Source organism: Weissella thailandensis (assembly GCF_005405465.1).
In the GTDB taxonomy this organism is placed as follows: Bacteria; Bacillota; Bacilli; order Lactobacillales; family Lactobacillaceae; genus Weissella; species Weissella thailandensis.
Genome location: NZ_BJEC01000025.1, coordinates 1 through 18,652 on the forward strand (window position 1 = coordinate 1; position 18,652 = coordinate 18,652).

Here is an 18,652-nt window from a genome sequence, read left to right on the forward strand (position 1 = left end):
AAATACTAGACCCAAATTAAATTACCGTTTAACAATCCACTCTGACCAGGGATTCCAGTATCAAAATTATGAATATGTCTCACGTTTGCAGAACAACCATGTGTTTCAAAGTATGAGTCGCAAAGCGACCTGTCTAGATAATGCTATGGCGGAGAGCTTCTTTCATCTCTTGAAGGTAGGAACTGTCCATAATAACCATTATCAAAACTATGACGAGCTGAAGTCTGCCGTCAATAATTATATCTATTACTACAACAATAAACGGATTAAAACAAAGCTGGCCGGAAAAACTCCGGTTCAATACCGAAGTCTTTCCGACCAGCTAGTTGCTTAAACTTCTCTCCAATTTTTGGGGTTCAGTTCAGGAAGCTCTTTTTGTGTATAGAAAATTTATACTTATTTTTGAGATATTACTAGTCTTTTAAAGAGCCGTACAATAAATGTTAAACAAACAATTAACAGACCAATGAAGAAACTAACTTTACCTAAATGACTGCCCGGCGTGTGATAAGACAAATTAATATTATTCTTACCCGTAGTTAGGGGAATTCCAATAAATCCATTACCAAGTTTAATTAGATTAGTATGCGTACCCTTAGCAGTCCAACCATGACTGTAAGGAATTGTAGTTGCTAGTATTCTAGGCTTATCGACGGTAACAGATGTCGAAAGTTGATTATCATCCAGCGTATAACTTGGTGCTGTTTGTTTGATGTGCTTTGCCACTTTATTAAAATTTTTGCCTGTTGGGATTGCTTTCACTTGTACATCAAAGTCATATTGCCCGACCTTATCAAAAGATAAGGGGATAAAAGTTTCTTTATTTACTGCACTAGCCTGACCAAGATTTAATGTAATATTCCTTTTCGGATTATAAAATGATAGATTTGACTTTCCAGTTTGAGTAAATGTGTTGTTTATACCATTGTAATTAGTCGAAATAGTATAGTTATTAATTTCTTTACCAATACTACTAAAATTTTTCTTATACCAATTCCAAGTAAATGCTTGTTCATTGTATTGCCGATCAATTAGGTTTTGTGCATTTCTGGCATCTTGGGTGTGCTTATAACGATATTGATTTAGTGCGACTTGTTGCTGTTGTTTTAAATGATAGGGTTTAAAATGGATATTCGATATTTCCAAGTGTAATTCAGTACCTTTTAAAGTTTTAGAAGGACTGAGATAAAAGCCTTCAGGCAACCAGTCTGTATTTGTTTTGTACGTAATATGTTGCTTTTTCTTTGCTTTTTTTGTTAAATCAGTTCTTATTAAACCAGTAGCAACTTTTTGACTAAATTTTGATTTGTCTGAAGATGAATGACCAGGTAACACCACGCTATCAGCCATTGAAGCTTCTTTTTCTGTTGGTGATAGGGCATTATAGTATTTTTGGCTCAAGTAATAATCTGGTAGATATATCAGTGGATAGGCATTATCAGAGTGGTTAATTGTCTGACCATTAACAATCTGATTAGTCTGTGTTTGATAAGAGTTAGGCGTTAATGTGTCCGGGTTTTCATAGCGGTCAGAAACGCCTAATACATTACTAATAATGTTGCGTGAATCAAGATCGCCAGTAATATCATTAGGATTAGATGAACTGATACCAAGTGGCGCTAATCCGTGGCTAACTGAACCACTCTGCAATGACCAATAGCTTTCAACATTGTTTAACTTGCTAAGAAGCGGAAGGTTAGTTGCCGGTGCAATACCGGTTGCATTATTTAATTGGTTATCCACGTAAGATCGACTTATTTGTTTATCATTTTGATTTTTATAATTATTTTGTTGATGCAGCAACTGTTTAACCACTTGATTTGGTAATAAATCGGTTGCTTTGGGATTGGTATTACTTGTATGGTTACGAGTCACCAAGAAAAATGCATTAAACATGACCAATAAAACTAGCCACACTGGTTTAAGTGTGACATTGGACTGCATGAGCCATAATAAAGCTAATGAGGCAAAATATAGAGCAATCATCATACCATAGCGACTATTTAAATTAAAATTACTTATGATAAATAATGAAAGACTTGCTAATACACCAGTAATAAAAAAGCTTAAATAGTCATGCTTATTTAAAGTATGTAACTGCGCCATGAGATGTAGGACCATTAAGCTAATCGGTAATGATAATAGGAATAACCAACGATTAGATGGCGAAGACCCACCATTAAAAATGGCTGCAAATATGGGGAAACAAAGACTTATTAAGCTGGCTAACCATAAATAATTAAATAGGCGATATTGTTGCCAACGTCGTAAACAAAATACGATTGCCATGATACTAATGGCTGTAAAGCCACCAGTTAACCAAAAAGATGGCGTGGTCTGATTGGCAATTAGATTACCAGGTAACGAAAAATAGTAGTAGGCAGGGTATATGGTTAATCCATTTGCGATGCTGCTATTTGATCGTGCCGAATTGAGAACAGCATCCACACTAGGTAATAATAAGGGTGCAGCTAGCAAACTAGCAATTAAACCTGAGAGTAACGTTTTAATAAGAGTTCGCCAATCTGGCCAACTTTGTTTTTTAATATGATAGCCAAGCCAATAGATGCCCAGGCCAATCATCATCATAAAGGCAAAATAGAAATTGTTCCACAGTGTCCAGAAAAGCATTATTGTTAAGAAACTATATTTTTGCTTAGATAAAGCAATATCTAATGCTAGAATGAGTAGCGGAAAAATAATTAAAGGGTTAATAAAAAACGGATGTTCAAACGCTGAGAATGCGGTATATCCTGAAAATATATAGCCAAATACAGCGATTTGATAGTGCCATGTTGGTCGATTTTTGAACCAATGTTGTGCAGTTAACAAAAAAGCAATGCCGGCTAGGTAAAGGCGCGCGATAACCGTCCAGTTGTAGTATGCAATTAGGTGCGCTTTAGAAACCAAGACAGCGCCATAGCTGAATATATCCCCTAAAGTGTAATAAGAAAAAGTCTGGTAATAATCAGCTCCCAAACCAATTTGCCATTGCCAATTAGTTGGTAATGTGTGGTTATGAACAATGTTTTTTAAGTCTTCTTGCCAGTGCACTAAGGCTGGAAAGTGTTGTGCGATACCATCTGACTGCCAAATTAATGACGTATCTGTAAAGTAGTAAGGCGCAAAAATAAATATCGACAGAATGCCGAAAAGAATCGTATATATGATTACTGGTCGTTTAGACCATTTCAACCAAGGGCGCATGTTGATACCTCCAAAAGACTATCAAAATATTATAGCATTTTCAGGGTTAATGAAGCGTAAAAATGGCAGTAATCAGCCAATAATAATCGCGCTGAAAGCCTGACAAATAAATAATTTAAAGTAAGTGTGTAACCGTTTACAGATGATAGAAGATAGTCTATAATTACACAAGTACAGTAATGTTTGTACTTTTGAATTATTATATAAATAAGGAGCGTGGCAATTATGGTAAATTTCATTATTGCTAGTCATGGTGAATTTGCTGCGGGTATCCGACAGTCAGGTCAAATGATTTTTGGTGAGCAAGAGAATGTTCAAGTAGTAACATTTATGCCCAATGAAGGTCCGGAAGATTTGACCAAAAAGTTTGAGGATGCTCTTGCAACATTTGAACCTGAGGGACAAGTATTGTTCCTCGTTGATTTGTGGGGTGGATCACCGTTTAACGCTGCATCTCGAATTCAAGCCTTGCATGAAGACCGGATGGCCATCATTACGGGGTTAAACTTGCCAATGTTAGTAGAAGCTTATGGGGCTCGTTTCACGATGGAAACGGCTGCTGAAATTGCAAGTTACTTGATGCCAGTTGCACGAGAAGGTGTAAAAACCTTACCTGAAACTGAGGAGCCAGCATCATCTAATACAGATTCTGCAGAAGAAGATGGTCAACCAGTTGTTGAGGCTGGGGATATCGATGAAGTTATCCATACTGGTTCAGCAACGATGGATGTTCGTTTAGCACGTATTGATTCACGCCTATTGCACGGACAAGTAGCAACTGCGTGGACAAAGTCAGTGACACCAAATCGTATCATTGTTGTTTCGGATGGTGTGTCAAAGGATGAGCTACGTAAGACATTGCTTGTTCAAGCAGCACCAGTGGGAGTTAAGGTTAATGTTATTCCTATTCAAAAGTTGGTAGATGTCTGGGATGATCCACGGTTTTCTTCAGTAAGAGCTTTGCTATTATTCGAAACACCACAAGATGTTGCGAAGGCAGTTGAGGGCGGTGTTAAGTTTGATGAAGTTAACATTGGGTCAATGTCTCATTCAGAAGGTAAGCGTATGTTAACCAACGCGGTTGCCGTTGATGATGATGACGTTAAGACATTGGAATATCTACGAGATAATGGTGTAACTTTTGATGTTCGTAAAGTGCCAGCCGATCAAGGTAGAGATGTTTTTGACTTATTAAAGAAGTCGTAATTTGTTATTAATTAAATAGTAGAGAAATTATTCGGGAGGATAACGCATGATTTCAGCGTTTTTCGTAGTTCTATTCGCATTCTTAGCTGGAATGGATGGAATTTTAGATCAGTTTCAATTCCACCAACCATTGGTTGCCGCAACTTTAATTGGGTTAGCTAACGGACACTTGACTGAAGGAATTATCCTTGGTGGAACGTTGCAAATGCTTGCTCTAGGTTGGATGAACATCGGTGCTGCTGTTGCACCCGATGCTGCCTTAGCTTCAACTGTATCAGCATACCTAGTAACGGGTCCAGCACAAGTTAGTGTTGATACTGGTATGGCTATTGCTATTCCTTTGGCAGTTGCTGGTCAAGTTTTGACGATTGGTGTTCGTACGATTACAGTTGCTTTAGCTCATATTGTTGATAAGCAAGCCGAAAAGGGTAATCTACGTTCGATCGAAGCTATCCACTGGACAGCTTTGGCATTACAAGGTTTGCGTATTGCAATTCCAGTTATCGTCGTAATGGCGGTTGGTGCTGGCCCTGTTAATGGTGCATTGAATGCTATTCCTGATGTGATTACAAAGGGATTGGCTGTTGCCGGTGGCTTCATTGTTGTCGTTGGATATGCAATGGTTATTAACATGATGGCAACTGCCGAACTTTGGCCATTCTTCTTCTTAGGATTCGCATTGTCAGCTGTTTCAGAATTGAACTTGATTGCCATGGGTATGATTGGTCTTGTATTGGCTTTGATTTACCTACAATTGTCACCAAGATTTAATGGTGGATCAGGTAATGGCGGCGGTTCAAACGGTTCAAATGGTGATCCAATTGATGCCATTTTAGATAATTACTAAGCTTGGAGGATAGTACATCATGAGTGAAAATGAAAAAGTCGAAGTTCACTTGCGCAAAAGTGATCTTGTAAATACTTGGTGGCGTTCAACTTTCTTGCAGGCTTCATGGAATTATGAGCGTATGCAAAACGTTGGTTGGGCATTCTCATTGATTCCGGGTATCCGTCGTTTGTACAAGTCGAAGGAAGACCGTGCCGCTGCAATGAAGCGTCATTTGGAATTCTTTAATACACATCCATATGTGGCCTCACCTATTTTGGGTGTTGAGCTTGCTATGGAAGAGCAACGTGCAAATGGTGCGCCAATTAATGACGAGGCTATGAACGGTGTTAAGGTTGGAATGATGGGGCCTTTGGCTGGTGTTGGAGATCCAATTTTCTGGGGAACGATGCGTCCAGTTCTAGGAGCGTTTGCTGCTGGTATGGCACAAGGTGGCTCAGTGATGGGTCCAATCATATTCTTCGTTGTTTGGAATCTAATTCGTATGTTGTTCCTATGGTATACGCAACAATTAGGTTATAAAGAAGGTACAAACATCACGCAGGACCTTGGTGGTGGTGCGATGCAAAAAATCACCACTGGTGCTTCAATCTTGGGTATGTTTATCATGGGGGTTTTGGTTCCTCGTTGGACGACGATGAACTTCCCAGTTGTTATGTCAAAGGTTAAGGTACAAGATGGTGCGGCTGCTGATATTCCTGCACTAGCACATTCAATTAATGGTGGTGATGTTTCTGCATCACAAATTGCTAAGGTTGTTACCCAAATTCAAGATGAACAGTCGCTAACTGCTTACAAAGTCACAACTTTGCAAGACACATTGGATGATTTATTGCCTGGATTGGCACCATTGTTGTTGATGTTTATTGTTTTGTGGTTGCTACGTAAGCGTGTATCAGCTATTACAATTATCTTTGGATTGTTTATCGTTGGTATCTTGGCATACGCCTTCGGTATTATGGCATAGTACAATTTGAAGTAAATTTGTTAAAATGAAAGATGAGGCAGTGGGCGACACTGACCCATCTTTTTTTATATAAAATAGGAGAACGATAATGGTTCAAGCATTAAACACAAAAATAATATTGTCAGGTAATGCGAATGCAATGATGTCACCCGTTAATATTCAACAAGGTAAAATGTTTTATGGTGACCGTGGGATGGAGTTCCGAGCCAATACACATGGTGGCTATATTCAAATACCATGGAAAAATGTCAAATCTGTCAGTATGGAAATCATTTTAAAGTTTTACTATCGTGGCTTTTTTGTAACGACCACAGATGGTAAGACCTTTGAGTTTGTCGGGGGGAAGGCAAAAAAAGCCGTCAGTGTATTTCGTGAATACTTAAAACCCGAACAAATTATGCGTCGTAAAGGGGCTATGGAACGTAAGCGAAAATAATTTGTGCTAAAATGAGCAAAGAGGGGGGATGGATTAATGAAGACTTTACACTTATATGTTGTACGTCATGGGAAGACGTATTTTAATCGTTATAATAAGCTACAGGGTTGGGGGAATTCACCTTTAGTGGAGTCAGGTATTCAAGATGCCTATCAAGCTGGTCACAAATTATCTCAAGTACACTTTAAAGCAGCCTATAGTTCAGATACTACGAGGGCAATGGATACTGCCAAGATTATTTTAGATGAAAATAAAAATAGTCGCGATATTAGTCTGATTACAGATGCAAAATTTCGGGAAGAGTTTTATGGTAGTTTTGAAGGCTCTAACATGGATGTGGCTTGGACTAGTGCTGGTGCGCCGGTTGGGTTACGCACTTATGCAGAAATAGTGGATCAATACGGTGTTGATAAAACAAAAGATTTATTAAAGGATGCTGATCCATGGCATGATGCCGAAAATAGTGAAGAATATTGGCAACGTGTGCTAGCTGGACTGAAGCGCATATTGACTAATCCTGTTTTAGACGATGGTGATAATGTGCTTTTGATTAGTCATGGTAATACGTTGATTTCTTTAGCTGATCGATTCGGTGAAGGTAAAATTGCCGTACATGAACGTCCGGCAAATGGCTCGATTTCTCAGATGGAATTGAATAAGGACGGGATTTCAATTATTACATATAATAACGAGCCGGTGCGGGATTAATTAATGAATTTTTAGGATTATAGACTGGACACTTTCTTGGGTGCCAGTCTATTTTTTAATGAAATTCGGAATAAACCTTTATGACATGATATACTTATTGACGTCATAAAGGAGGCAGCAATATGGGCCGTAAGAAAAATATTCCAATTGGGACTGCAGTAGTCATTGTCGGTCTTTTAATTTTACAGCAAACTGGTGTGATTAATATTGATGATCAAACAAATAATAACAGTCATCAATCTTCTTCATCAGCAAAGGTTAATAAAACGGTAAATGTTAAAGACGGGGTTAGCTATGGTACAGTTACTGACACTCATCCGAGTGAATCACTGGCTAAAACGGTATTAACAGATGATGTTGTTAAACAGCTAAATGCAAATAAAGTGTCATTTAATAAGACTGGTGCTTATATTGTTAATGATAACCAAACAAATTTGAATGCACAGGTTAATGTTGCACCATATGTTCAATTAGCGAAACAGGACAGTCTTGGTCGACCAGGAGTAGCAAATGCATTCTTAAATAGAACCAGTCGGCAATATCAATCACGATCAGAGACTGGAAACTCACGAACCATTGAACCAGTTGGCTGGCAGCAGGCAACGATTGGCGGTCGTTATAATACACTATATAATCGAGGTCATTTGATTGGGTATGCCTTGGCAGGTAGTATTAAGTCGTTCGATCCTTCTGAAGCGAATCCACAAAATATAGCAACACAGACGGCATGGGCTAATCAAGCTTCAAATGGCAATTCCGAGAATACAGGGCAAAATTATTATGAAACACTTGTTCGAAAGTCACTCGATAATAATCGTAATGTGAGATATAGAGTGACACCGGTTTATATTGGTGATAATTTGGTGCCATCAGGTAATCATATGGAAGCAAAGTCTAAAGATGGTCAATTGCAATTCAATGTTTTTGTACCTAATGTTCAGCCGGGTGTTGAAATAGACTATGCAACTGGTAATAGTACGGTGGTTAAGTAATTTACAAGATATTTTGGCACCCTTGAATTGCTGATAATCAGTTCAAGGGTGCCAGTGTTTACTACGCATTAGATTGTCTTTTATATAAAAAAATGTATAATTACTTTTTGATGGTGTATTAATTTTATAGTGCGTTAATAAACTGGTAAAAGCGATTTAAATCATAATATCATTGATGTGTTCTCACCAAAATTATGTTTTTTAGAATATGGGGGAGTAGGAAAGTGAAAGAATTTTTTGGAATTATTGGTGGCATGGGAACGGTGGCGACAGAAAATTTTGTTCATGCCGTAAATCAATTAACTGAAACACATAAAGACCAAGATTATCTAGACTACATTGTTTTTAACCATGCTTCTATTCCGGACCGAACAGCCTATATATTCGATCATACAAAGCCTAATCCATTGCCTTTGTTACAATCAGATGTTGAGAAATTAAATGACATAGGTGTTTCGTTCATTGTTATGACTTGTAATACAGCTCATTATTTTCGGTCAGAGTTACAAAAGTCATCTAAAGCGCCAATTCTAAGTATGCCTAATATAGCGGCAAGCGCTTGCCAAACGAGCACCAATAAAGATAGTAAAGTCGGCATCATGGCCACTGATGGTACGATTTCTGCAGCAATATACCAGAAAGAATTAATTGGTAAAGGTGTGCAACCGGTTATACCGGATGCACATCATCAGCAATTGATCATGTCATTAATTTATGATGACATTAAAAATAAGGATTTTGTGAACCGTGAAAAATATCATCAATTGATTACGTATTTCTTTCAAACGCTTGATTGTGATTACATTATTTTAGGATGTACTGAACTATCAGTTGCTCAAGAACAAGAGCCATACCCATCTGAGTACATCATTGATGCACAACATGAATTGGCAAAGTATGTTGTTAAGCATGCTGAATAAGAGAATGACTATGTCTTTTAATGGGTATATTTAATTTAAAATTTCGGAACCTATTTATAACTAAAAAAGCATCCGCACGAAGACAATGACTCTTCGTGCGGATGCTTTTATTTTAGGAATTTTTGCTTAAATATTGTCGTTTATTTTTTCGATTTCGGAAAAATAGATATGAACTAAATCCGATAAAGCTACCAACTGAAACTATTAATAGTAATTCATTTTTATTGTTAGTAGATGTCAGTTTAATAGTATTAGTTCCTTTTGTTAGTTTTACTCTCAATAACTTAGTAGATAAGCTTTGGGTTTGGACATTATTTACCCAGATATTATAACTTTTACCGTTATACATAACAACAGGTAAGGAAACTGTTTTATTTTTATTCGCCTTGACCTTAAAGGAAACACTATTGTTAGTTAACTTTTTTTGTTTAGGTACGGTGATGTTTTCGTCAAACAATACACTAACATTAGTTTTAGATCCTTTAGCAGGTAAGTAATCAGAAAAAGTACTGCGATTTTTTAATGTCGTGTAATAGTTGCTTGAGTTTAAAGGTTGACGATAAGTCCAATAGTTATAATGGTTCTGATAAACTGCCGATAGAGAAAATGCGATGATCAACAGGTTTAACAAGACTAGCCGCTTCGTACTAACCGTATGATGATTTAGAAATAAAACAAAGCCAATACTGATTAACAGGCCAATAATGACAAAAAGGCGACCATAAAACTGAATGATGCTAAGTGGGGTGTTGACGAGAGATTCTGTAGGCCACCAGTTAAAGATGAATAGATAAATAACTCCTGCACTGATAATCCATATTTTCCAAGTTGAATTTTGCTGTGCTTTATATGCAAGAATAAGTAAGCTAATTAATAATATGGTAACTGGTAAGCCTAGGTTCCAGCCTATGGAATTTTCAGATTTAATATCATTATTCAATAACGTTGTGAGCATTGTGTTCATGTCCAACATTTTTATTATTTTAAAGGGTTCTACAATATTATTTAATAGATAAACATCTAGTAAGTTATATATGGCATATAAACCAATTAGTATACCAACAAGTCCTGCTTTACAGAAGGCTATTAACTCATGACGTCTCATATTCTTTGTCACACATCGATGAAGAATACTAATAAAAATAATGAGAAGACCAAATATAAAGGAAATAATATGGGTATTTATCAATAGTCCCATTCCTAATCCCAGAACTAAAAACCCAGTTTTTTTGGCATCGTATATTTGTAAAATTCCTAAAAATACTAAGGGTATAAATGCGTAAGCTATTGATTCACCAAAAGCAGAGCGAGAGTACAAATCTATAAAATGATAATTATTAAACTGATAAATTACCACCCCGGTATAGATGATTATCCGACTAGATGAAATATAACTCATGAGGGATTTAGCGGTTGATATTGTAATGATGTTTAGGATAAGAAAACCAGCTGCTAACCCCCATATGGGATTTTGAAATATTAAATTAGGAATTATAAATATTAGACCTGTTAGCCAGGGATACAGTGAATTGATAGCGACACCGATGGCTGAATTTTGTGAGACATATTTAAAATTTAGCGTATTGGGTATTGAATTATCTTTTAGTGAATCTGCAATAGATTGAAAACGGGCAAGATGATAGACACCATCCGTAGAAATATTATAAAAGTGGCTTAAGAAGGGGACAATTGTTGCAATAATACCCAGTACAACAATCAACATAATATCAATATAATTCACTTTATTCTTAAAAAATCCGTAGAGACTCATCTCATACTATCCTCCAATTTTGCTTAAAACTCTTAAAATAGACCGATTTAACATTTTAATATTACTCGTATTGTTTACATATGTAAAATTAAAATTTAATGAATGTTATTTTGAATTGTTAAGTATGTTAACAATTCAAACGGATAATGGAGGATTATTACATATTAAGAGTACATTGTATAATAGCTATTCTGTAATTAACTACCAATTTCAAAAAGATAAAAGCACAAACTGGTAGCTAGTGTTTTAAATACAATTGCAACATTAGCCTTGAAAAATATTACGATGATGATTGTCATGCACGAAATTGAATTTGCACGACAAATTGCAAACAAGCGATTTTTGTTGAAGAGGGTGCTATCGTTGCAAAGGGAATGCTGGAACTTTATTATCAGTTGAAGGTGATGGGCACGTGTCGGTGTTTGTCAATTCATTAGATAATCCGGCACATATCAAAGCTTTTCAATAATTAAAAATAATAAATAGTGCATTTATTTGGAATTGCAATATTACCAATGCAAATAATAGAACAACACCAGCAAGAAAAGCTTGTTGGTGTTTTAGTATATAGTACGATCCTCTATATGGAGGAAATACTTCGTGATGAGTAGAGATGAAAAGTTAAGGTGGGCCAACATAATAGCTAAAGTAGTATTAACAATAATATTGGTTATTTTAACTATTGTATTAATGGGGAAAGGCTTTTAGTATGGCAGAAAAAAACGCACAAACTGAAGCTAACAAGCGGTGGCAAGATAAAAATAAAGAACATGCTAAGTATTTACAATATCGAACTTACGCACGATCATTCATTAGAAAGTTAGCCACTGATGATGACTTGGATGAATTGGAACGGTTGATTGTTGAAAGGCGTGAGCAATAACCATGATGTAAGATGAGCTTAGGACTTTACAAAGTGGAAACACACACCGTATAATTAACACATATAAAAAAGCCTGTAAGGTGTGCGAGACCTTACAGGCGACAAGTGTCCAGAGTTTAGAGTGTTAAGTGTCAGCGTTTAGAGCGTTGGCACTTTTCTTTTGGACGTTGCGTTGTCTTGTAAGTAAAATAATACTTGATAAAAGACCTCACAACACTAGCAAGGCAAACAATTAGAACAACTGTTATTACTTGCCAGCCCTCAATATTAGCCACAATATTTACATTGGGCAATATCTCTTAACCCTTTCATGAACGAACCAAAGGTAAAACATAGCATAACCTCCCGTGTCCTAAGTAGTTCGAAAGAAGTTAGGGGCTATTTTAAACATTGGAACTTGCCATAGTTTCATTGAGTAGCTAACTCAAATTCACTACTTAGTTATCATAACGGAAACAATCAGAGTTGTATATAATTATTAGTACAGTATCAAATGGAAAGGTAGTGCAGGATATGAAAGCAAGTGAGCAGTTGGCTTTTGATATTTTAGATAAAGCATTTACAAGTGATAGGCTTTGGGAGTATGTTTTCGATATTCAAGACCGATATGCTGATGACTTAGACCAACTTTATATTGATAACCCAGAAATGGCGGACTACTTGTAAGATGTGATCCCTGAATTTACTGAAGCTTATGACAACACAAAGAGAAAGCAGTGGTTAGCTGAACTAAGGAAAATCATAGGTCATGCAAAAACAATCATTAAAGATTAGGCACTAGCATTAAGTTGTTAGTGCTTTTTTGTGCAGTAAATTAGGCGTATTCTAGCAGTTTTAAGCCGTTTAAATGTAGTTAGGCATAATTACTCACAAGCTTATTTAAAACGCTAATTTGGGTCAAAACTCCCGCCTTTGAATAGGTAAGAGATAACCGAATATCAAATAATGCCACCCAACTCACGCACTGCAGTTATAAATATTTTTAACCCCCGCAGGTAGGCAGATAAAGAAACCGCACCCCATACTCTTTTCTTATGTCAGAGACCAATTTTCAAAGTTTTTAGGTCAGGGGGCTTATATAAAGTTAGCCTAGCATAATAGAAAGTAAACTTTTTTGCTCCTTCATATCGGTTTTTACCACAAAATAGGCTATAACCTATATACTTGATGGTGAAAGGGTGGTTAGGGCTATGACTTCAAGACAGGAACGGGCAGAAAAAAAGCAACGACATAAAACAACAGTAATTATGATAACTTTGGTTATTATATTGATACTATTGGTTGGTGGCGTTGGCTGGGGTGTATCACACCAATTAAATAAAGATGATAAAATCGAGCCAGCTAGCTCATCGAGTAGCATTTCATCAAGGTCCAGTGTTATCTCAGAAAGTACAAGTTCAGTAATTGATAACGAAAGTAGTTCGGAAGTTACCGAGGGTTCAGAAGATGAAACAAGCAGTTCAGACCGTGTTGAAAGTGGTGATGCAACAGCGCACGAATTGAAGATGTACACGCAAAGACTGGCTATCGTGGCAGGAGTTAAAAATGCCATATATATGCAAAATAATAGAGATGTACCAGAGTTTGATCGTTTAGTAGAAATTCCTAACGGCTTTACTATTTATTTTGTTAATGGGGATCACTACAATATTCAAGATGATGGTTATAATGCAGATACTCCAGAAGATTTAAACTTTTTTGGGGACAAACACACTTGGACAGTTTACGAGCAGCAGGATAATACACAAGGATCTAGTTTAGAAAAACCTAGTGGACTGGGCGGAGTTTACTTCCCCACAGAAGAAGAATTGCACCAATACGGAATAAGGTAAATAGAAGCTTTAAAATTGTAAGTAGATAGTCGATAGGGTACACTATAAGCACACTTGGTAGATTTCTTATCGGCGGTTTCCTGTTTTATGATTATTCATACGCAACTAAAGTATCTACAACTACCAAGTAAACTAAGCCCTGCTATTAGTGGGGATTTTTTAGTCGATCATAAATTTCAAGTAGCTAGGTTCAATGGCGTTAAAATTACCTAGTGAAGCCGTCACGCCGTCTTGATTAAGAAATTTAGTCCACTGGTCATTACGACTGGTGGGCTTTTTTGTGTTTTCTACTATATAATGTACAATCGTTAAATTAATGAAAATGTATTGGTAAATAAAAAGTCTATTGAGCGACTAAATTGATAATCACACAACAGACTAGAATTATTTATCAACAAATTGAAAATGAATTCGGCACTAATTCGGCACTAACTATAACACAAATGCCTTCAATTCAACGTTTGTAGTGACTTATAAATGAACCCGGGGGGAATCGAACCCTCATCTCCGGAACCGGAATCCAACGTGATATCCATTACACTACGGGTCCACAACAGATTAAATTATAGCCTATTAAAATAGTATTTGCAAGACTAGCGAAGAGCTTGTTAAAGCTATTTGTTAGGTTAAACCTTGCAATTTATTAAGTTTAGCTTTATCATAAGAATTATAAAAATAAAATTAAATTCAAAAAAAGTGAACATAGAAAAGGTGGAAAATATGGCATCATCAGAAGGAAAGGCCACGATGGGCCGGAATATAAAAAGATACATTAAACAAAATGAAATGACGGCTGCTCATCTTGCTGAGGTTATTGGTGTATCAACTGCAACTATTTCTGATTGGTCAAACGGGAAAACGTATCCTAGAATTGACAAAATCGAAGCAATGGCTAATTTCTTTGGCGTGTCAAAGTCAGATCTTGTTGAGGAGCCAAATCAAACTTCGCAGTCGACCGTAACTGATGAACCTGTATTAATGGCTGCACATTGGGGATTAGATATTTCCGGGTTACCTGATGAAGAACGTTCACGCGTGATTGACAGGGCTAAGTCTTATATAGAAGGATTAATTGCTGACTACGAGGATCGGAATGGGAACAGATAGTTATGATGATCTATTAATTAGGGTGGAAAATGATCTCATTAGTTTGGGGATGACACCAGTTATTTTAGACACAATGCCTCTAAAAGAAAATTCGGGCTTAGATGGTGTTGCTTATTTAAAAGGTGATAAGGCATATATCTTTATTGATAAAACATTATCGACCTTTGATAAAGCGAAAACTTTGGTTGAGGAATATCATCATGCAATTTCGGATATTGGAAACCATATGGATTATGATGCTACGCTTGCCCATAACGACGAAATCGTCGCTCGCGAGTCAGTAATCAAGTATATGACGCCGGAAAAAGTAATGATGAGAATTGCTCATGAATATGAAGACCAACCTTTTGAAGCCTGGATGTTATGTGAGTATTTGGGGTATCCGTTAGATTTTGCTCAAGAAACAGTTAACTTATATAGAAGGAACGGCCTGTTAAATTAAAGCAGTCGGCCTCTTGAAATTAGGTTAAAGTTAATATATACTATAAATAGTCCTAAAGGGATTCCTTTAGGGCTTTAATTAACAAATTACATTAAGTTTAAACTAATTGTCAGGAGGCAGTTTATGAGTAATGAAATGATTTCGTTCTTAATAATTTTGGGGACACTGACAAGTGCGTGGATTGCCGTAATGGCATTTATTTCAATGATTGAATTCCTAATTGATGGTAATGTTCATCGGGTAGTACGTGGCGTCAAGCTATTATTGCGTTATAGCCTAATTAGGTTAGGTGGTGTTGATGGCAAAGAAGCACATCGTATCTTATTAGGTAAGTAAAGTTTGTGTTTTCACAATTTCATCAACTTTCTATAATAATAAGCCGGATAAACGTTAAAAAAGCTGATAATTATAAATTGTCGTTTTTTAGTCAATCAAATAATTAAGTGAATTAATATTCAAGCAAATATGACGTAGTTTCTACCTATTTATCGTATAATACATGTAACGGATGGGTTTAGACTTAGTGAACGCTAAGTAGTTCATCTGTAGCAGGGTTTAATTTCAAATTGTATGAAATTAAAGCATAGCAATAGTTGTACGTTTGTTTGCGAAATTGTAAACAAAGTCGTATAATATTCCATGTAGAAACGTTACAAAAGAATTTTTTTCTGGGAGGAATCTTAATAATATGACTGTTAAGATTGGTATCAACGGTTTCGGCCGTATTGGTCGTTTGGCATTTCGTCGTATTCTTGAATTAAAGGGTACAGCGGACGACATTGAAGTTGTTGCAATTAACGATTTAACTAATCCTGCTATGTTGGCATACTTGTTGAAGTATGATTCAACTCACGGTACTTTGGATGCTGAAGTTTCAGCTGATGAAGATGGTATTGTCGTTGACGGTAAGAAGATCCATGTATACGCTGAGCGCGATGCAGCTAACTTGAAGTGGGTTGCTAATGACGGTGTTGAGATTGTATTGGAATCAACTGGTTTCTATACATCAGCAGAAAAGTCACAAGCACACTTGGACGCCGGAGCAAAGAAGGTATTGGTTTCAGCACCAGCTGGAAACGTACCAACTGTTGTTTACGGTGTTAACCAAGACACATTGACTGCAGATGACAACATTGTTTCTGCTGGTTCATGTACCACGCAATCACTTGCACCATTGGCTAACGCCTTGGACAAGGAATTTGGTATTGAAATTGGTTTGATGACTACTGTTCACGCCTTTACTGGTACACAAATGCTTTTGGATGGACCTAAGGGTAAGAAGATGCGCTCAAACCGTGCAGCTTCTGTAAACACAATTCCTCACTCAACTGGTGCTGCTAAGGCTATTGGTCTAGTTGTTCCATCAGTTGCTGGTAAGTTGGATGGTCACGCACAACGTGTTGGTGTTGTTGACGGTTCTGTTACTGAGTTGACATCTGTATTGTCAAAGACTGTTTCTGCTGAAGAAGTTAACGAGGCAGTTAAGAAGTATGAAAATGCTTCATTTGGATACAATGATGATGAAATTGTTTCATCTGATATGATTGGCGACACACACGGTGCCGTATATGATCCAACTTTGACTAAGGTTATCACTGTTGGTGATAAGCAATTAGTACAAACTGCTGCTTGGTATGATAACGAGTATGGTTTCACTTCAAACATGATCCGTACTTTGTTGCACTTAGCAACACTTTAATAGTTACTTAACTATTATTGAAAACGGGTGGTTTAGTAATAGTCTGAACCACCCGTTTTTTATATAAGATTTGTAGTATTTGAAGTAAAAAGAAAGAGGGATTCCATGGCAAAATTAACAGTTGAAGACCTAGAATTAAAGGGTAAAAAAGTATTAATGCGTGTTGACTTCAATGTTCCCCTAAAGGAAGTTGATGGACAACAAGAAGTGGCAAACGATAACCGTATTGTTGCAGCTTTGCCAACAATTAAGTATGTTTTGTCACAAGGCGGTCGTGCGGTATTGTTTTCACACTTGGGTCGTATCAAGAGTGAAGATGACAAGCCAGCTCTATCAATGAAGCCTGTTGCACAACGTTTGGCTGATCTACTTGGTCAACCTGTAACTTTTGTACCAGCTATTGAAGGTCCAGAATTGGAAGACTCAATTAACAAGCTAGAAGATGGCCAAGTGTTGATTTTCGAAAACACTCGTTATGCTGACGTTGTTGATGGTGAAGTTGTTAAGCGCGAATCAAAGAATGATCCTGACTTAGGTGCTTACTGGGCATCATTAGGTGATGTATTCGTAAACGATGCCTTTGGTACTGCTCACCGTTCACATGCATCTAATGCTGGAATTGCCGCAAACGTTGCTCAAACAGCAGCTGGCTACCTGATGGAAAAAGAAATTAAGTTCTTAGGCGGTGCTGTTGAAAACCCAGAGCGTCCATTTGTTGCCATCATTGGTGGTGCTAAGGTTTCTGATAAGATTACCATTATTCAAAACTTGTTGGAAAAGGCTGACAAAGTTATTGTTGGTGGTGGAATGGCTTATACTTTCGCCGCTGCAAAGGGTGAAAAGATTGGTAACTCATTATACGAGGAAGACAAAGTTGAACTTGCTAAGCAATTAATTGCTGATGCTGGTGAAAAGTTGGTATTACCTGTTGATGCAGTTGCTGCTGATAAGTTTGCTAACGATGCTGACTCATATGTTGCAGAAGGTGACATTAAAGATGGCTACATGGGTCTTGATATTGGCCCTAAGTCAGTTGAACTATTTAAGTCAGTTCTTGCCGGTGCCAAGACAGTTGTTTGGAATGGACCTATGGGTGTGTTCGAGATGGCTAACTTTGCCAAGGGTACGTTAGCTATTGGTGAAGAATTAGTTAAGGTTACTGATAATGGTGCAACGACAATTGTTGGTGGTGGTGATTCAACTGCCGCCGTTCAACAATTGGGTGTTGCTGATAAGTTGAGCCACATTTCAACTGGTGGTGGTGCTTCTCTTGAATACCTAGAAGGTAAGACATTGCCTGGAATTGCAGCAATTTCTGAGAAGTAATTTTAAAATAATAAATAAAGGAATTGGGACATCAGATAATGAAGTGCCACAAAAAAGTTAGACATTTAAATAAATTTTAATTACCTAAGACCTGTTCCCGATATGCAATCGGAGGCAGGCCTTTTGTTTTCAACGAAATACGCTCATGGTTAAACCAATGGACGTATTTGTCGACAATAACACTTAATTCTGCAATATTTTTAATATGTTGTTGGTTAAGACTTTCCCGTTTTAACAGATTAAAAAAGCTTTCAATGGGGGCATTGTCCAAACAATTCCCCTACGTGACATACTGGGAATAAAGTCTAA

The 18,652-nt window shown here is 37.0% G+C and carries 19 protein-coding genes and 1 tRNA gene; 16 read left to right on the forward strand and 4 right to left on the reverse strand.

Annotation, left to right across the window (positions count from 1 at the left end):
- Positions 1 to 334, forward strand: a 334-nt coding sequence (locus FFM62_RS09255; RefSeq protein WP_137604531.1) for an IS3 family transposase, incomplete at its 5' end; no start/stop codon positions are given.
- Positions 335 to 396: 62 nt separating this feature from the next.
- On the opposite strand, the gene FFM62_RS09260 is transcribed toward FFM62_RS09255, so the two are convergent.
- Positions 397 to 3,207, reverse strand: coding sequence for a YfhO family protein (locus tag FFM62_RS09260; protein WP_210727733.1), 2,811 nt, complete (start codon positions 3,205 to 3,207; stop codon positions 397 to 399).
- Positions 3,208 to 3,432: 225 nt separating this feature from the next.
- Between FFM62_RS09260 and FFM62_RS09265 the strand changes: the two genes are divergently transcribed.
- The 7 genes from FFM62_RS09265 (at position 3,433) to FFM62_RS09295 (ending at position 9,283) form a co-directional block, all read left to right on the forward strand.
- Positions 3,433 to 4,413: a mannose/fructose/sorbose PTS transporter subunit IIA gene (locus FFM62_RS09265; protein ID WP_115471703.1), complete on the forward strand. Its 981-nt coding sequence runs from the start codon at positions 3,433 to 3,435 to the stop codon at positions 4,411 to 4,413.
- 46 nt (positions 4,414 to 4,459) lie between these two features.
- Positions 4,460 to 5,260: a PTS mannose/fructose/sorbose transporter subunit IIC gene (locus tag FFM62_RS09270; RefSeq protein ID WP_115471702.1), complete on the forward strand. Its 801-nt coding sequence runs from the start codon at positions 4,460 to 4,462 to the stop codon at positions 5,258 to 5,260.
- 19 nt (positions 5,261 to 5,279) lie between these two features.
- Positions 5,280 to 6,227, forward strand: coding sequence for a PTS system mannose/fructose/sorbose family transporter subunit IID (locus FFM62_RS09275; protein ID WP_115471701.1), 948 nt, complete (start codon positions 5,280 to 5,282; stop codon positions 6,225 to 6,227).
- 88 nt (positions 6,228 to 6,315) lie between these two features.
- The gene (locus FFM62_RS09280) at positions 6,316 to 6,663 is read left to right on the forward strand and encodes a DUF956 family protein (RefSeq protein WP_075269264.1); all 348 of its coding nucleotides are present in this window, start codon (positions 6,316 to 6,318) and stop codon (positions 6,661 to 6,663) included.
- Between the two features lie 36 nt (positions 6,664 to 6,699).
- Positions 6,700 to 7,371 carry a histidine phosphatase family protein gene (locus FFM62_RS09285; protein ID WP_115471700.1) on the forward strand — a complete coding sequence of 224 codons (672 nt, stop codon included), beginning with the start codon at positions 6,700 to 6,702 and terminating at the stop codon, positions 7,369 to 7,371.
- A 122-nt stretch (positions 7,372 to 7,493) separates the two neighbouring features.
- On the forward strand, positions 7,494 to 8,363 hold the full coding sequence (locus FFM62_RS09290) for a DNA/RNA non-specific endonuclease (protein WP_115471699.1): 870 nt from the start codon (positions 7,494 to 7,496) through the stop codon (positions 8,361 to 8,363).
- Positions 8,364 to 8,587: 224 nt separating this feature from the next.
- On the forward strand, positions 8,588 to 9,283 hold the full coding sequence (locus FFM62_RS09295) for an aspartate/glutamate racemase family protein (protein ID WP_165845935.1): 696 nt from the start codon (positions 8,588 to 8,590) through the stop codon (positions 9,281 to 9,283).
- A 112-nt stretch (positions 9,284 to 9,395) separates the two neighbouring features.
- Here FFM62_RS09295 and FFM62_RS09300 read toward each other — a convergent pair whose 3' ends face one another.
- Positions 9,396 to 11,054: a putative glycosyltransferase family protein gene (locus tag FFM62_RS09300; protein ID WP_115471697.1), complete on the reverse strand. Its 1,659-nt coding sequence runs from the start codon at positions 11,052 to 11,054 to the stop codon at positions 9,396 to 9,398.
- A 709-nt stretch (positions 11,055 to 11,763) separates the two neighbouring features.
- On the opposite strand from FFM62_RS09300, the gene FFM62_RS10170 reads away from it, so the two are divergent.
- From FFM62_RS10170 to FFM62_RS09310, 3 genes are all read left to right on the forward strand, one after another.
- Complete coding sequence (locus FFM62_RS10170) at positions 11,764 to 11,937, forward strand: hypothetical protein (protein ID WP_165845934.1); 174 nt, start codon at positions 11,764 to 11,766, stop codon at positions 11,935 to 11,937.
- A gap of 513 nt (positions 11,938 to 12,450) precedes the next feature.
- A complete protein-coding gene (locus FFM62_RS10350) occupies positions 12,451 to 12,603 on the forward strand; it encodes a hypothetical protein (protein WP_240005941.1) in 153 nt (50 codons plus the stop codon).
- 524 nt (positions 12,604 to 13,127) lie between these two features.
- Entirely contained in the window at positions 13,128 to 13,769 is a 642-nt protein-coding gene (locus FFM62_RS09310; protein ID WP_115471696.1) for a hypothetical protein, read from the forward strand.
- 478 nt (positions 13,770 to 14,247) lie between these two features.
- Here the strand turns inward: FFM62_RS09310 and FFM62_RS09315 are convergent.
- A tRNA-Arg gene (locus FFM62_RS09315) sits at positions 14,248 to 14,319 on the reverse strand.
- Positions 14,320 to 14,489: 170 nt separating this feature from the next.
- On the opposite strand from FFM62_RS09315, the gene FFM62_RS09320 reads away from it, so the two are divergent.
- The 5 genes from FFM62_RS09320 (at position 14,490) to FFM62_RS09340 (ending at position 18,343) form a co-directional block, all read left to right on the forward strand.
- The gene (locus FFM62_RS09320; RefSeq protein WP_115471695.1) at positions 14,490 to 14,876 is read left to right on the forward strand and encodes a helix-turn-helix transcriptional regulator; all 387 of its coding nucleotides are present in this window, start codon (positions 14,490 to 14,492) and stop codon (positions 14,874 to 14,876) included.
- Positions 14,863 to 15,318, forward strand: coding sequence for a hypothetical protein (locus FFM62_RS09325; RefSeq protein ID WP_075269283.1), 456 nt, complete (start codon positions 14,863 to 14,865; stop codon positions 15,316 to 15,318). The genes FFM62_RS09320 and FFM62_RS09325 overlap by 14 nt, the downstream gene beginning before the upstream one ends.
- 123 nt (positions 15,319 to 15,441) lie before the next feature.
- The gene (locus FFM62_RS09330; protein ID WP_115471694.1) at positions 15,442 to 15,654 is read left to right on the forward strand and encodes a hypothetical protein; all 213 of its coding nucleotides are present in this window, start codon (positions 15,442 to 15,444) and stop codon (positions 15,652 to 15,654) included.
- Between the two features lie 352 nt (positions 15,655 to 16,006).
- Entirely contained in the window at positions 16,007 to 17,017 is a 1,011-nt protein-coding gene (gap, locus tag FFM62_RS09335; RefSeq protein ID WP_115471693.1) for a type I glyceraldehyde-3-phosphate dehydrogenase, read from the forward strand.
- A gap of 105 nt (positions 17,018 to 17,122) precedes the next feature.
- Complete coding sequence (locus FFM62_RS09340; protein WP_115471692.1) at positions 17,123 to 18,343, forward strand: phosphoglycerate kinase; 1,221 nt, start codon at positions 17,123 to 17,125, stop codon at positions 18,341 to 18,343.
- 76 nt (positions 18,344 to 18,419) lie between these two features.
- Here the strand turns inward: FFM62_RS09340 and FFM62_RS10520 are convergent, their stop codons facing one another.
- Positions 18,420 to 18,614, reverse strand: coding sequence for an IS3 family transposase (locus tag FFM62_RS10520; RefSeq protein ID WP_115471691.1), 195 nt, complete (start codon positions 18,612 to 18,614; stop codon positions 18,420 to 18,422).
- Between the last annotated feature and the right edge of the window lie 38 nt (positions 18,615 to 18,652).

Excerpts from the sequence above, each read along its gene's own strand:
- FFM62_RS09290 (WP_115471699.1), top strand. The coding sequence starts at position 7,494 with ATGGGCCGTAAGAAAAATATTCCAATTGGGACTGCAGTAGTCATTGTC.
- FFM62_RS09300 (WP_115471697.1), bottom strand. The coding sequence starts at position 11,054 with ATGAGTCTCTACGGATTTTTTAAGAATAAAGTGAATTATATTGATATT.
- FFM62_RS09280 (WP_075269264.1), top strand. The coding sequence starts at position 6,316 with ATGGTTCAAGCATTAAACACAAAAATAATATTGTCAGGTAATGCGAAT.
- FFM62_RS09310 (WP_115471696.1), top strand. The coding sequence starts at position 13,128 with ATGACTTCAAGACAGGAACGGGCAGAAAAAAAGCAACGACATAAAACA.
- FFM62_RS09270 (WP_115471702.1), top strand. The coding sequence starts at position 4,460 with ATGATTTCAGCGTTTTTCGTAGTTCTATTCGCATTCTTAGCTGGAATG.
- FFM62_RS09320 (WP_115471695.1), top strand. The coding sequence starts at position 14,490 with ATGGCATCATCAGAAGGAAAGGCCACGATGGGCCGGAATATAAAAAGA.
- FFM62_RS09330 (WP_115471694.1), top strand. The coding sequence starts at position 15,442 with ATGAGTAATGAAATGATTTCGTTCTTAATAATTTTGGGGACACTGACA.
- gap (WP_115471693.1), top strand. The coding sequence starts at position 16,007 with ATGACTGTTAAGATTGGTATCAACGGTTTCGGCCGTATTGGTCGTTTG.
- FFM62_RS10350 (WP_240005941.1), top strand. The coding sequence starts at position 12,451 with ATGAAAGCAAGTGAGCAGTTGGCTTTTGATATTTTAGATAAAGCATTT.
- FFM62_RS09340 (WP_115471692.1), top strand. The coding sequence starts at position 17,123 with ATGGCAAAATTAACAGTTGAAGACCTAGAATTAAAGGGTAAAAAAGTA.
- FFM62_RS09275 (WP_115471701.1), top strand. The coding sequence starts at position 5,280 with ATGAGTGAAAATGAAAAAGTCGAAGTTCACTTGCGCAAAAGTGATCTT.
- FFM62_RS10170 (WP_165845934.1), top strand. The coding sequence starts at position 11,764 with ATGGCAGAAAAAAACGCACAAACTGAAGCTAACAAGCGGTGGCAAGAT.
- FFM62_RS09260 (WP_210727733.1), bottom strand. The coding sequence starts at position 3,207 with ATGCGCCCTTGGTTGAAATGGTCTAAACGACCAGTAATCATATATACG.
- FFM62_RS09285 (WP_115471700.1), top strand. The coding sequence starts at position 6,700 with ATGAAGACTTTACACTTATATGTTGTACGTCATGGGAAGACGTATTTT.
- FFM62_RS09325 (WP_075269283.1), top strand. The coding sequence starts at position 14,863 with ATGGGAACAGATAGTTATGATGATCTATTAATTAGGGTGGAAAATGAT.
- FFM62_RS09265 (WP_115471703.1), top strand. The coding sequence starts at position 3,433 with ATGGTAAATTTCATTATTGCTAGTCATGGTGAATTTGCTGCGGGTATC.